Source organism: Collimonas sp. (genome assembly GCF_035566375.1).
Taxonomy (GTDB): domain Bacteria; phylum Pseudomonadota; class Gammaproteobacteria; order Burkholderiales; family Burkholderiaceae_D; genus Collimonas.
Genome location: NZ_DATMRK010000019.1, coordinates 41,439 through 54,211, shown reverse-complemented (window position 1 = coordinate 54,211; position 12,773 = coordinate 41,439). Strand labels below are relative to the sequence as shown.

At 57.6% G+C, this 12,773-nt stretch carries 11 protein-coding genes and 1 pseudogene; 6 read left to right on the top strand and 6 right to left on the bottom strand.

What is annotated here, in order from left to right; genetic code table 11:
• Positions 1 to 51: 51 nt before the first annotated feature.
• A complete protein-coding gene (gene cyoA / locus VNZ60_RS05255; protein ID WP_325657366.1) occupies positions 52 to 1,023 on the bottom strand; it encodes a ubiquinol oxidase subunit II in 972 nt (323 codons plus the stop codon).
• Positions 1,024 to 1,237: 214 nt separating this feature from the next.
• Here cyoA and VNZ60_RS05250 point away from each other — a divergent pair, with 214 nt between their 5' ends.
• Entirely contained in the window at positions 1,238 to 2,590 is a 1,353-nt protein-coding gene (locus VNZ60_RS05250) for an MFS transporter (protein ID WP_414648779.1), read from the top strand.
• Positions 2,591 to 2,857: 267 nt separating this feature from the next.
• Here the strand turns inward: VNZ60_RS05250 and VNZ60_RS05245 are convergent, their stop codons facing one another.
• The gene (locus tag VNZ60_RS05245) at positions 2,858 to 3,667 is read right to left on the bottom strand and encodes a YadA family autotransporter adhesin (protein ID WP_325657410.1); all 810 of its coding nucleotides are present in this window, start codon (positions 3,665 to 3,667) and stop codon (positions 2,858 to 2,860) included.
• Here VNZ60_RS05245 and VNZ60_RS05240 point away from each other — a divergent pair.
• Positions 3,612 to 4,091 carry a hypothetical protein gene (locus tag VNZ60_RS05240; protein WP_325657412.1) on the top strand — a complete coding sequence of 160 codons (480 nt, stop codon included), beginning with the start codon at positions 3,612 to 3,614 and terminating at the stop codon, positions 4,089 to 4,091. The genes VNZ60_RS05245 and VNZ60_RS05240 overlap by 56 nt on opposite strands.
• On the opposite strand, the pseudogene VNZ60_RS05235 reads toward VNZ60_RS05240, so the two are convergent.
• A pseudogene (locus VNZ60_RS05235) lies at positions 4,022 to 4,885 on the bottom strand (ESPR domain-containing protein); the annotation flags it as partial. The gene VNZ60_RS05240 and the pseudogene VNZ60_RS05235 overlap by 70 nt on opposite strands.
• 642 nt (positions 4,886 to 5,527) lie before the next feature.
• Here VNZ60_RS05235 and VNZ60_RS05230 point away from each other — a divergent pair.
• The 3 genes from VNZ60_RS05230 to VNZ60_RS05220 all read left to right on the top strand — a co-directional run bounded on the left by VNZ60_RS05230 (position 5,528) and on the right by VNZ60_RS05220 (position 7,720).
• Positions 5,528 to 6,262, top strand: coding sequence for an SDR family oxidoreductase (locus tag VNZ60_RS05230; protein WP_325657365.1), 735 nt, complete (start codon positions 5,528 to 5,530; stop codon positions 6,260 to 6,262).
• A gap of 55 nt (positions 6,263 to 6,317) precedes the next feature.
• On the top strand, positions 6,318 to 7,217 hold the full coding sequence (locus tag VNZ60_RS05225; RefSeq protein ID WP_325657364.1) for an SDR family oxidoreductase: 900 nt from the start codon (positions 6,318 to 6,320) through the stop codon (positions 7,215 to 7,217).
• 86 nt (positions 7,218 to 7,303) lie between these two features.
• Positions 7,304 to 7,720, top strand: coding sequence for a cyclic nucleotide-binding domain-containing protein (locus VNZ60_RS05220; protein ID WP_325657363.1), 417 nt, complete (start codon positions 7,304 to 7,306; stop codon positions 7,718 to 7,720).
• 96 nt (positions 7,721 to 7,816) lie between these two features.
• Here VNZ60_RS05220 and VNZ60_RS05215 read toward each other — a convergent pair whose 3' ends face one another.
• The 3 genes from VNZ60_RS05215 to cysC all read right to left on the bottom strand — a co-directional run bounded on the left by VNZ60_RS05215 (position 7,817) and on the right by cysC (position 11,698).
• Positions 7,817 to 9,961, bottom strand: coding sequence for an ATP-dependent helicase (locus VNZ60_RS05215; protein ID WP_325657362.1), 2,145 nt, complete (start codon positions 9,959 to 9,961; stop codon positions 7,817 to 7,819).
• Positions 9,962 to 10,079: 118 nt separating this feature from the next.
• Complete coding sequence (locus VNZ60_RS05210) at positions 10,080 to 11,045, bottom strand: hypothetical protein (protein WP_325657361.1); 966 nt, start codon at positions 11,043 to 11,045, stop codon at positions 10,080 to 10,082.
• 14 nt (positions 11,046 to 11,059) lie between these two features.
• Positions 11,060 to 11,698, bottom strand: coding sequence for an adenylyl-sulfate kinase (gene cysC / locus VNZ60_RS05205; protein ID WP_325657360.1), 639 nt, complete (start codon positions 11,696 to 11,698; stop codon positions 11,060 to 11,062).
• A gap of 253 nt (positions 11,699 to 11,951) precedes the next feature.
• Between cysC and VNZ60_RS05200 the strand changes: the two genes are divergently transcribed.
• A complete protein-coding gene (locus tag VNZ60_RS05200) occupies positions 11,952 to 12,773 on the top strand; it encodes a sulfotransferase family protein (protein ID WP_325657359.1) in 822 nt (273 codons plus the stop codon).

The window sequence follows — 12,773 nt, the reverse complement described above, 5'->3', positions numbered from 1 at the left end:
GCAGCGTCACTGCAGGCAGAACGGAGCGCTGCCGGCTCTTGTTGCAAGCAATTATTCATGGTGCGCGTCATGGTGCTGGGCCTTGTGTTCAGACTGCTCTTCAGCCATGTTCATGCTGTGGCCGCCGTCGGCAGCCATCATCTGGTCCATGCACATCTGGCCCGGCTCGATGCAGCGATTCAGGATGGCGTGGTACAGGCTTGGGTCAACCGCGCCGTAGTAGCGTACCGGTTCCTTCTGGCTAGGCTTTTCCAGCTGCAGGTAATCGGCGCGCTCCAGTTTCCCGCTTGCCGCCTTGGCGGTTTGCACCCAGTGCTCGAAATTCTCTGCGGTCATGCCGTGGAATTTGAACTTCATGTCCGAGAACCCGGCGCCACTGTAGTTGGCCGAGAAACCGTCGAATTCACCAGGCCGGTTGATCACCGCATTCAACGAAGTCTGCATGCCTGGCATGGCGTAAATCTGGCCGGCCAATGCCGGAATGAAGAACGAATTCATGATCGCCGATGAGGTGATCTTGAAGCGGATCGGCACATCGACCGGCGCTGCCAGCTCATTCACGGTAGCAATACCTTGTTCGGGATAGATGAACAGCCATTTCCAGTCCAGCGCCACGACTTCAACCGTGAGCGTCTTGGTATCGGCAGGAATCGGACGATTTGCATCCAGGCGCGACAGCGGCCGATATGGATCCAGGGTATGGGTGCTGATCCAGGTTATCAGGCCGAGGGCGATGATGATGAGCAGCGGCGCACCCCAGATCACCAGTTCGAGCTGGGTCGAGTGATCCCAATCCGGTTCGTAACGTGCTGCGGTATTATTTTTACGGTAGCGCCAGGCAAACCAAATGGTCAGTGCAATCACCGGAACGATGATCAGCAACATCAAAATAGTGGAAACAACGATCAGATGGCCCTGCTGCGAGGCGACGTCGCCAGACGGATTCATGAGCACCGTATCGCAGCCAGCCAGCAAAATGAGGGGGAGAAGGAGCAGTCCGCGCCGAAATATGAGTGAAACCATGGAGGAAAAGTCCCGTCGAAACTATCAGATCGTGATAATGTACACGCACTGGTATGCGTTGGCGATTGGACGTTTTGTCCTACCCTTGCCACTGTAGTGCTCCGTGCGTAATGGAGCGTCAGGATTTGCGAAGCACTACACTTTATCATTGGGAAGGGTTCGACACGGCCGGTTGGCATGGCCATTAATTAGAAACCCACTAAGAGACAAAATTATGATGACCAGCACTCATAGCCACAATGGCGGACTTTCCACCAATTTATCGTCGCATTCGGGCGTCAATGATGCTCGAAACGCCAAATCGGATCATAAAAAAATCGCCCCGGGCGAGATCGCTATCGGCGTAGTTATCGGCCGCGCGTCTGAATATTTCGATTTCTTCGTCTACGCCATGGCCTCCGTGCTGGTGTTTCCCTCCGTATTCTTTCCGTTCGAGCAACAACTGGAGGGGACGCTTTACGCATTCGTGATTTTTTCCTTTGCTTTTCTGGCAAGACCTTTCGGCACCGTGCTGTTCATGGCGCTCCAGAAACGCTTCGGGCGCGAGGTTAAACTGACTGCGGCTCTCTTCATCCTGGGGATTTCAACCGCCGGCATTGCCTTCCTGCCAACCTTCCAGCATCTCGGTTTTGCCGCGATCGTTTTGCTCTCCCTATTGCGCATCGGCCAGGGCATAGCGCTGGGTGGCTCGTGGGACGGCCTGCCCTCGCTGCTGGCGCTGAATGCGCCGCAGAACAAGCGCGGCTGGTACGCCATGCTGGGCCAGTTGGGGGCGCCGGTGGGTTTCATGATTGCCGGCGGCCTGTTCGCCTACCTGCTGTCGAACCTGACCACCGAAGACTTCCTTGACTGGGGCTGGCGCTATCCGTTCTACGTAGCCTTTGCCATCAACGTGGTGGCGCTGTTCGCCCGCTTGCGCCTGGTGTCGACCCCGGAATACGCCCATCTGCTCGATGAGCGCGAACTGGAACCAACCAACGCCCTCGAAATGACCCGCTCGCAAGGGCGTAACGTCATCATCGGCGCCTTGGCGGCATTGGCCAGCTACGCCCTGTTCCATCTGGTTACCGTATTTCCGCTGTCCTGGATCACCCTGTATTCGATGCGCTCGCTGAGCGATTTCCTGGTCATCCAGGTAATCGGCGCCGGGCTCATGGCGCTCGGCGTGATCGCCTCCGGCCTGATTGCCGATCGGTTTGGCCGCCGCACCACCCTCGGCAGCTGCGCTATCCTGATCGCCGTGCTCAGCGCCTTTGTGCCGACCTTGATGAACGGTGGCGAGTTTGGGCAGAATTTGTTCATCCTGCTGGGCTTCAGCTTGCTTGGGCTGTCTTATGGCCAAGCGGCGGGCGCTGTCACCGCCAATTTCCCGGCAAAGTATCGCTATACCGGCGCCGCTCTCACCTCTGATCTGTCGTGGCTGGTTGGCGCCGGCTTCGCGCCGCTGGTGGCGCTTGGTCTCTCCGCCCATTTCGGCCTGGCCTATGTCAGCTTTTACCTGCTGTCCGGCGCAGCTTGCTCGCTGGCCGCGCTGAGCCTCAATCGCGCCTTGGAAATTCGCGACTGATACACAGATCCCGCTCCGCGCGTCAGGCAGTATTTGACTGGGGAATCTGGCTGGAGAACATGGCGCGGACAGCGCGGGCGGTTTGCCATTGATAACAAAATGCCTGTTTTCGTATGAAAACAGGCATTTTTATTTGTGCTTAATTCGCAACTCATTCGCAACTCATTTGCAACCTCATTTGCAACCTCATTTGCAACTTATCGGGCTATTTCCATACAGTTTCCAGATACCAGCCAAAGTAACTAGTCCACTCCGCCGTCCACCCGGTTACCACGAATAACCCACCCCCGCATTGAACAGACTATGGCTACCGGGAGTGGTGCTGACCCCTAATTTGACAACGGTATCGCGGCTCACATGCGCACTTGCGCCGATTGCCAGTGCTGTATAACCGGCGTAACTGCCGATACCTGCGCCCAAGGAGAACGTTTTGCCAGCCTCGACTTGCGGCAGGCCAGACAGCGCCCCGGCCATCGCCACCCCGCTATACGCCAGGCGCTGAACATCGCCGACTTGCGAGGCAACTTGCCGCAATTGCGAAACGTTGACCGCATCGGTCGGATTGACCCCGGCAGCGACATTCGTGATACGACGTTCGTTGCCTGCAGAGCCGACTGAAACCGTATTGGCCTGATCGGCCACAGAATTAGCGCCCAACGCCACCGAATTATTGCCGGTCGCTTGCGTCCCGGCGCCCAAGGCCACGGCGTCATTGCCCGAGGCCAGCGCGTTATTGCCAATCGCCACCGTCGGATCACCTGTCGCCCGCGCGTTATAGCCAATCGCCACGGAACCAGCTTGCGAAGCCAGGGCGCGGAAGCCCACTGCCGTGGTGTTGGTATCGGTCGCTTGCGCATTCGAACCCAAAGCCGTTGCGCCATCCTTGGTCGCCTGGGCGCACAGGCCGGAACCGCTAGCATCCACGCCATGGACGCTAGCGCAGGTAGCGGCGTTCACGTTGTTGATGACCGTGCCGCTGGTGCCGCGTGTCTGCACCGTACCGTCGCTGTTGGCGCCGCCTATGGTCGTCGCTCCGATGGTTGCGCCATTGGCGGCAGCAGCATTTGCCCCATCCACCAATGGTTTCAGCGACGTCGACAACGAAGCTGTACCGGTAGTGATGCCCTGCAAGCCTGACGACAGCGACGTCACCTGGCTCAAACTGGTCGACAAGGACGCAATTCCGGTCGATGCCGAGGTAGAGAGCGATGCCGCATTGCTATTGGTCGTCGACAGTCCGGTCGACAGCGAGTTCACGTTTGAGGTATTGATCGAGAGGCCGGTCGACAGCGAATTGATGCTGCTGGTATTGCTGGACAAGCCGCTAGAGGTTGAGGTCGACAGCGAATTCACATTGCTATTCGTTGTGCTTAAGCCGGTCGAAGTCGAGGTCGACAACGACGCAACGCTGGACGAGGTCGAGGTAGACAACAACGTCAATTGCCCGACATTCACTGCATCTGTGGCTGCAGTACCTGCCGCAAGATTCGCCATTTTCTGACCACTGTTGTTGATGCCGTTGGTGGTAGTCAAGCCGGTGACGGTAAGTGCTCCCGTGGTAATCCCGGTCGAAAGTGAATTGATCGTTGTGCTGAGGCCGGTAGACAGCGATGCAACTCCGATTTGAGCGGCTCTGATGCCGGTTGATGCAGAAGTGGACAAGGAAGTCACGTTGCTGGTGGCCGTGCTGGTGGCCGTACTCAGCCCCGTCGACAACGAACCAATATTGCTGGCGTTGGTGCTGATGCCGGTCGAAGTTGAAGTCGACAGCAACGTCACATTACTACTGGCCGTGCTCAGGCCAGTCGAAGTTGAGACGGATAAGGAATTTAACTGGCTGACATTGACAGCATCTGTATTTGCGGTACCCGCAGCCACGCCTGTCAGTTTTTGGTTCGCTAGATCCAATCCGTTAATGACAGATCCCTTGCTATTAACGTTGATCGTCCCGCCAACGGAAATATTTGTAGGATCTTGAGCGCCTGCGCCTGATTGGTAAAAGAGAATATGGTTAGTCTGCGTCGTTGCAGTACTGCGATTGCAGTTCGCACTTGTTCCCCCTGTAGTTCCCCCATCTGTAACGTGGGCGCAAGTGTTGTCGTTATTATCGTTGACATAGATCCCCCCACCCGCGTACGCAACGCCAGATAACATCGTCCCGCCCCATACAAGCGATACAGCTATTGCTGTGGCCGTTTTTGTGCTGCTTCGTTTGCCACGCGCCTTGGTGTTTTCGGAGACAGCAACCCTGGCGCCAAGCGTTTCGTTGTAAACGGTGCGGTAGGCTCTATTCATGATTGGTCTTATATAAATTGACGGTGACTTGCCGTAAGGGATTACTTGATGGCGTGGACAAAACGGAAAACTAAGCGGGAAGCAGCTAGCAAATGGCAGAGAGCAAGGGTTCCGCATTGCCTGAAGAAAACACTATGCTTAGTGCAGTAACAAAGCCGGGCTGGCAAGAGTGAGTACTTTTTCTTGTGCGACGTTAAAGTCGCATGTCAGCTTGACGGCCATCATCCGAAAATTCAGATTGAATATCAATCAGCCAATCCCCAAAAGCCTGTAGGGATTTGCCTACAGCAACAGTAATTCATCATTACCGGTCTTGTTCCGGGGCTTATTCCGAGTTTTATTCCGAGTTTTATTCCGAGTTTTATTCCGAACTCGATTTAGCAGCCTGCCAACCACGACAACTCCCCACCTCTAGCACCCAAGCTCCCCCTCTTGAGCAGATCGAGCAACCAATCTTTCATACCAATGTGATTGTTGGTAATTATTGAATAGTGTTAGCACTTTTAGCCAGTTTATCCATTCAGAATTAACCGTCATGATGCATTCACTGCCCGGCACACTAATTCCCCGGAAATCAAGGGCGGCTACTTAAACAACGATAACAACGTTGACAGCGCTCACACCAACCTCAAGGAGCTTCAAATGAATCAAGCAAAAGTAAGCATCGTCACCGGATCCTCACGCGGCATCGGCGCAGCGGTAGCGCAACGGCTGGCCGGCGATGGTTTTGCCGTCGTCGTCAACTATGCCGGTAGCGCCGCAGCTGCCGAGGCCTTGGTGCAACAACTGATTAAACAAGGCAGCCAGGCTATCGCAGTCCAAGCCGACGTCAGCGATCCGGCAGCGGTGCGCGCCATGTTCGATGCGGCAGAACAGGCGTTCGGCGGGGTCGACGTGCTGGTCAATAATGCCGGCATCATGCTCAACGCCACGATCGGCGACACCGACGACGCCAGTTTCGAGCGCCAGGTCGCCATCAATCTCAAGGGCAGCTTCAACACCCTGCGCGAAGCCGCCAAACGGCTGCGCAATGGCGGCCGCATCGTCAACTTCTCGTCCAGCGTGGTCGGCATGCTGCAACCCACTTATGGCGTGTATGCCGCTACCAAGGCAGCGGTGGAAGCAATGACCAGCATCCTGGCCAAAGAGCTGCGCGGTAAAAACATCACGGTCAACGCCGTTGCCCCAGGGCCGACCGCTACCGAGCTGTTCCTCAACGGCAAACCGCAAGAAGTGGTTGATCGCCTGGCCAAGCTGGCGCCGCTTGAGCGCCTCGGCCAGCCGCAGGATATCGCCGCCACTGTTGCCTTCCTGGCAGGCGCCGACGGCGGCTGGATCAACGGTCAGGTCTTGCGCGCCAACGGCGGCATCATCTGATCATCCGCAAACCTGACAGCACATCACTTTTCGACATCAGCGAAAGGAAAACATCATGCAACAAGTCATTGTCATTACTGGCGCCTCCAGCGGCTTCGGCGCCCTCGCCGCCCGCGCACTTGCCGACGCCGGCCATACCGTCTATGCCAGCATGCGCGAGACCCAAGGCCGTAACGCGCCCCAAGTTGCCGCAGTGGCGCGTTACGGCGCCGAGCACAAGGTCGATCTGCGCAGCGTCGAGCTCGACGTCGCCAGCAGTGCATCGGTCGACGCCGGCATTGCCAGGATCATTGCCGACTGCGGCCGGCTCGATGTGGTGATCCACAACGCCGGTCACATGTCCTTCGGCCCGGCCGAAGCGTTTACGCCAGAGCAGTTCGCCCAGCTCTACGACATCAATGTGCTGAGCACCCAGCGCGTCAATCGCGCCGCCCTGCCGCAACTGCGCAAACAAGGCAAAGGTCTGGTCGTGTGGATTTCTTCCAGCAGCGCACGCGGCGGCACGCCGCCTTATCTGTCGCCCTACTTCGCGGCCAAGGCAGCCATGGATTCGCTAGCGGGGTCGTATGCCGGGGAACTGGCGCGCTGGGGTATTGAGACGTCGATCATCGTGCCTGGCGCCTTCACCAAGGGCACCAATCACTTCGCTCATTCCGGCGCACCGGCTGATATGGCGCGTGCCGCTGAGTATGACGATGGCCCGTATGCCGGCGTGCCGCAGCAGGCGCTGCAAGGTTTGGCGGCGCTAGAGCCCGCCGACGCCGATGCGGCAAGCGTCGCTGACGCCATCGTCGCGGTCATCGGCATGCCCTTCGGCAGCCGTCCTTTCCGCACCCACGTCGATCCTTCGCAAGACGGCTGCGAGATCGTCAACGGCGTCGCCGATCGTGTGCGTAGCGAGATGTTTCGACGCATCGGGCTGGAAGATTTGCTCAGTCCACGGGTGAACGCTTGAGTGCGGCCCTGCAAGCAATCCAGCAACCGCCCCCACAGCTGACAGCGGCGGCCAGCCCGAAAGCCGCTGCGTTACAAGGAGGCAGCATGAAGCCATCCATCACCTATCTGCACCTGCTAGCCAAGACACCGTTCTTTACCGGCCTCAACCGCAAGCAGCTGCAATGGGTCATCGACCACTCGAAGGAATGGCAAGCCGCCAAAGGCAATCTTATCGCCCGCAGCGATAGCGACGCCGGCAGTTTCTGGGTACTGCTTGACGGCAGCTGGCAAATCGAGACCGGCAGCCGCGAGTACCGCGTAGGGCATGCAGATCCCGGAAAATGGTATGGCGCCGACACAGTGCATGCGGCGACAGTCGCCTCGCGCCTGGTGGCGGCCACCGAGAGTTACGTGATGGAGATCCGGCTGGCAGACTTCAATGAAATGCTGAAGCAGGGATTCGACTTCAACTTACACCTGCGACAGGGCGTTGAATATTATCAGGCCATCCTGAAACCCTAGCAGCCGAGTCGCCAAGACTAACTTAAGGCGGCCTCGAATAACTCCTGTTGCACCATTCCCGCGTTCGCGGGGTTGACAGAGTTTGTAGAGCCAGCCTTAAGCGACCTTGCCCCAGGCCTTGCGCGCCCGCTCCCGCACCAGCATCCTGACGCTGTCAGGCACCGGCGTGCGCTGCTCAAGCTGCTCGGCGCTGGACCAGACGCTCTGCTCAAAATGCGTCAGCATGGCATTGGTGATGAAGCGGGTACGGTTGGCGTACACATGACGATCGCCGCCGGCGCTTTGCTGTTTAATGTAGAAACGTTGCGGCACCACCAGGTGCAAATGCTGCCTGGCGCGCGTCATGGCAACGTACAGCAGGCGCCGCTCCTCTTCGATGTCGCCATTGCTGCCGGTGCTCAAATCGGAGGGGATGCAGCCATCCACCACATTCAACAGATGCACCGATTGCCATTCCTGGCCCTTGCTGGAATGGATGGTGGAGAGAATCAGGTAATCTTCATCGCGCAATGGCGGGCCGGAGCGGTCGCTGGTGGCCTGCGGCGGATCCAGCGTGATCTCGGTCAGGAAGCGTTCGCGTGAACCGTAAGCGCCTGCCAGCTGCGCCAGTTGGCTGATGTCTTGAGCCCGCACTTCGGCGTCTTCATGCAAGCGTTCCAGCTGCGGCAGATACCAGTCGCGCACCAGCTCGATATCGGCGGGCCACACCGGCTCCGTCCGCAAGGCGCGGTACAACACCACAAAATCCGACCAGGCGGCAGCGGCGCTGGACGGCGCCTGAAACGCTTCGATCGCGGCTAGCGGATCGGCAGCAGCGCTGATGCTATCGAGGATTTTTGCCGCCGTCGCCGGCCCGACGCCTGCAATCAATTGCATCGTCCGAAACCCCGCCAGACGGCCGCCGGGGTTTTGCGCAAAGCGCAAAATCGCTAACAAATCCTTCACGTGCGAGGCTTCCAGGAATTTCAAGCCGCCGAACTTCACATAGGGAATATTCCGTCTTACCAATTCCAGTTCCAGCGCCGCACTGTGGCTGGCGGCGCGAAACAGCACTGCCTGCGATTTCAGCGCCAGGCCGCCCTCGCGATGCTCCAGGACTTTATTCAGCACCCATTGCGCCTGCTGCGCCTCGTCCGAAATCAATACCAGTTGCGGCTTGCCGGCGCCGCTGCGATCGGTCCATAAATTCTTTGCGTAACGTTCAACCGCCGCAGAAATGACGGCGTTGGAAGCATCCAGAATCGCTTGCGTAGAGCGGTAATTGCGGTCCAGGGTGACCACCGTGGCAGCCTGGCTGAACTGTTGCGGAAAATCGAGGATATTGCGCACCGTGGCGCCGCGAAAGGAATAGATGGCCTGGGCATCATCGCCCACCACGCACACGCCTTGGCCGTCCGGCTTCATGCCGGCCAGGATCGCGGCCTGCAAGCGATTGGTGTCTTGATATTCGTCGACCAGGATGTAATCGAAACGCGCCCCTACTTCAGCGCCCAGCTCGGCGTCGGCCGCCAGCTCGGCCCAGAACAGCAGCAGATCGTCGTAATCGAGCACGTTTTGCGCTTGCTTGGCGTCGACGTAGGCAGCGAACAGGGCATTCAGTTGCGGCTCCCACTCGGCGCACCAGGGAAAGATGTTCTGCAACACGGCCCCGAGCGAATCCTGGCTGTTGACTACCCGCGAATAAATCGCCAGGCAGGTGCCCTTCATCGGGAAGCGTTTGTGGCTGTTGCTGAAGCCCAGTTCATGGCGCACCAGTCCCAGCATGTCTTCAGAATCGCCGCGATCATGGATGGTGAACGACGGCTCCAGCCCGATGCGGCCGGCGTATTCGCGCAACAGCCTGGCGCCGATGCTGTGGAAGGTGCCGGCCCAGGGCAAGCTGGTGATCTGCAAGCCGCCTGCCCGGCCCTGGGTTTTCAGTACGCGGCTCAGCACCTGGCCGGCGCACCGCTCCATTTCCTGCGCCGCGCGCCGCGAAAAACTCAGCAGCATGATGCGTTGCGGATCGGCGCCGTTGATGATCAGGCGCGCCACCCGGTGCGCCAGCGTATTGGTCTTGCCGGAACCGGCGCCAGCGATAATCAGCAAGGGTCGCACGGCATGCGGCGCCAGCCCGCTATCGTGTTCTACCGCACTGCGCTGCTGCGCATTGAGCCCGGCAAAGGGATCGCTGCCGGCGTCGTCGGCGCCACTGAGCGCAGGACTGGAAGCGGGATTATCGAGGATGGTTGAACTTGGCATGGCGGATAAGTGGCAGCGACGCATAACTGTACATTTATCCAGTGCTTGCCGGCAAGCGGATTTTCATAATTCACACTTGCCATTTTGCCAATAATTACTTTGAATCAGCACCTCTGGTTTAATAACCCGACGAATCCACCTGACCAGATAACGCGGACTGGATACGTTTGTGAGTGACAGGGTTGGTCCCGCCAGAGCATTCCACTGCCAGGATGCGATCGCTTTTTTGTGCCAACCACTGCACAAATTCGTCCATTGTAACGAAGCACTTTTCGGAATCAGTCCATGACGAACCGTCGTCGTATCGGCGATACAAAACGCTGCCATCCGGCATGAATTCAAAACCCATGCAACTGGAATCCCGATGGCTGATATAAAACCGCTTATTGATTGCCAGCCATTCGCCGAAACGGGTCGCCAGTTCCAGGCCATATTTCTGATGCGCGCCGATCTGAGGTAGTGTGACTACCGCCTCCTTGACTTTCGAGGCGATCACGAGATGCAAATCCACCTTGGTGCACGCGCCGCTCTGATCGCAATACACCCGTTCCGCGCCAAGCCATTTGCAACAGACTAGAGCCGTGAGAGTGATGAGGCTGGCTTCGACACCCCAAAGCCATAGCATGTTCTCTGACGTTGCTTCCGCAACCTGACTAGAAACTCGGCGCGCAAGCGTCAGATGATGGTGGCGAGACATATCCTGCAAAGCATCGCCCCACGTGACGGGCCCAGCCAGCAACAACCGCCTGGCCAGATCGCCGCCGCCATCGACAGTGAGCGTGATCCAGGTCAGCCAATGCACCCATAGGGCAAACAACACTAAGGTCGAGGTTGCAAAAAAATCGAAATATATCGAACGCGATTTACCGTCCTCCGCCACCATTGAAGCCATGAAGGCCACGCTGACACCGAATAAGACAGTGGCAATACACGACAAATAAATGAACGGATTGTAACGAATGACCAGCGTATAAATCGCCGCCAGCACCGCCGTCGGCAGCGCCCCTAGCCACAGCAACCGGAATGGCGCTGCAACGGCAATTCGTCCAGAGGCTTTGTAACACCTGCGCGGGAATGTGCTCATGCAATCTATGCTTGTTATGAATTTGCTGCGGTTGTGGAATTTTCGGGAGAGGCTAATTTTCTGTCAAGCGGCACATTGCGCTCCACGTACGCCATCAGCCTCTTGACGCTCGTCGGAACATCTTCACGGGTTGTATCGATAACAAGTTGCGGCTGCTCGGGTGTTTCATAGGGTGCGCTGACCCCGGTAAATTCCCGCAATTCGCCGCAACGCGCTTTCTTGTATAAACCCTTAGGATCCCGCGATTCACAGGTCGCCAGATCGGCGGAGATATGAATTTCATGAAACCCCTCCCCGCAGGATTGCCGGGCACGCGCGCGATCGGCGCGATAAGGGGAAATGAAAGCGGTAATACAGATCAGGCCGGCATCGGCAAACAATGCGGCGACCTCGCCCACACGCCGGATATTCTCGGTTCTATCCTCGGGGCTGAAACCGAGATTCGCATTCAGGCCCTTGCGTATATTGTCGCCATCCAGCACGTAGCAGGAATATCCCAGTCCCGTCAGCGCATGCTCAAGCGCCATCGCTAGAGAGGATTTACCGGAGGCCGGCAAACCAGTCAGCCACATGACGGCGCCACGATGGCCGTGGTGCGCCGCGCGTTGCGACAGATTCACTGCATGAGGTACGCCAGTCAGGTTTTTATCCATTGCAAACTCCGCACAGTACAGTGTCATTTGACGGCCACGCATCAGGATACATGATGTCTCAATCCGCGCGGGACGCAATGATTCAGATTTTTCGTGCAAGCGTTAGTCATGCATTTCTCTTCACGGCCCCGTACTTGAAACAGTGGCTGCATGGCCGCCGGATACGGTAATATCTGCCGAACAGTTTGCCAATATCGCGACCTGTGCAAAACATGTCTGGCAACCATCCAATTTGACAGCAAAGGCCATTCTGATGATTCCATCGTTCGTCGGCGTAACAGGCTTGCCCAGGGCAGGTTCCACGCTGCTGTGCCAGCTATTGGGGCAGCATCCGGAAATTCATTGCGAAGGACATAGTTCGCCTCTTTGCAATACCTTGCTGGGGATCCGTCGCATGATCAGCGACGACACTTTTTTCCTGTCGCAGCTCGATACGCAATTCGACCGAAGTTATGCCCATTTGACAGCGGCGATGCAGGGTTTTCTGCGCGGCTGGCATCATGATTGCGACAAGCAGGTGGTGGTGGACAAGAACCGCGCATGGCTGCATGCGATAGAACTGCTGCTGCATATCGAGCCGAACGCCAAGCTGATCGTGTGCCTGCGCGAGCTGGGACAAATCTACGGATCGATCGAGGCGCAGCACCAGCGCACGATCCTGGTCGATTTCATCGATCACCTGGCCGATTTCGACCGCTTCGGGCGAGCCGACATGCTGTTCGCCAAAGACAAGGCCATCGGCGCGCCGCTGATATCGCTGCATGCAGTTCCCGATTTGCCGAAGCAGGTGCAGGAACGTCTGTATTTCATTCGTTTCGAAGACTTGATGGAGCGGCCGTCGGCCTGTATGACGCATCTCTATTCCTGGCTAGGATTGTCGCCGTTCGACATCGATCCCGATCACCTGACGATAGGCGTCCAGGAAAGCGACAGCCATTACCACATGAAATACAGCCACAAGCAGGCGCAGCAGATAAGCAAGCCGAAACGGCATGACATCCCGCCGCGCATACAGGCGCAAATCGAAAGCGCCTACTCCTGGTTTTACCAGCTCTACTATCCGCAGAAAATGTAA

Coding starts and splice junctions, on each gene's coding strand:
- VNZ60_RS05215 (WP_325657362.1), bottom strand. CDS start 9,961: ATGCCAAGTTCAACCATCCTCGATAATCCCGCTTCCAGTCCTGCGCTC.
- VNZ60_RS05220 (WP_325657363.1), top strand. CDS start 7,304: ATGAAGCCATCCATCACCTATCTGCACCTGCTAGCCAAGACACCGTTC.
- VNZ60_RS05210 (WP_325657361.1), bottom strand. CDS start 11,045: ATGAGCACATTCCCGCGCAGGTGTTACAAAGCCTCTGGACGAATTGCC.
- VNZ60_RS05230 (WP_325657365.1), top strand. CDS start 5,528: ATGAATCAAGCAAAAGTAAGCATCGTCACCGGATCCTCACGCGGCATC.
- cyoA (WP_325657366.1), bottom strand. CDS start 1,023: ATGGTTTCACTCATATTTCGGCGCGGACTGCTCCTTCTCCCCCTCATT.
- cysC (WP_325657360.1), bottom strand. CDS start 11,698: ATGGATAAAAACCTGACTGGCGTACCTCATGCAGTGAATCTGTCGCAA.
- VNZ60_RS05225 (WP_325657364.1), top strand. CDS start 6,318: ATGCAACAAGTCATTGTCATTACTGGCGCCTCCAGCGGCTTCGGCGCC.
- VNZ60_RS05250 (WP_414648779.1), top strand. CDS start 1,238: ATGATGACCAGCACTCATAGCCACAATGGCGGACTTTCCACCAATTTA.
- VNZ60_RS05200 (WP_325657359.1), top strand. CDS start 11,952: ATGATTCCATCGTTCGTCGGCGTAACAGGCTTGCCCAGGGCAGGTTCC.
- VNZ60_RS05240 (WP_325657412.1), top strand. CDS start 3,612: ATGGTCGTCGCTCCGATGGTTGCGCCATTGGCGGCAGCAGCATTTGCC.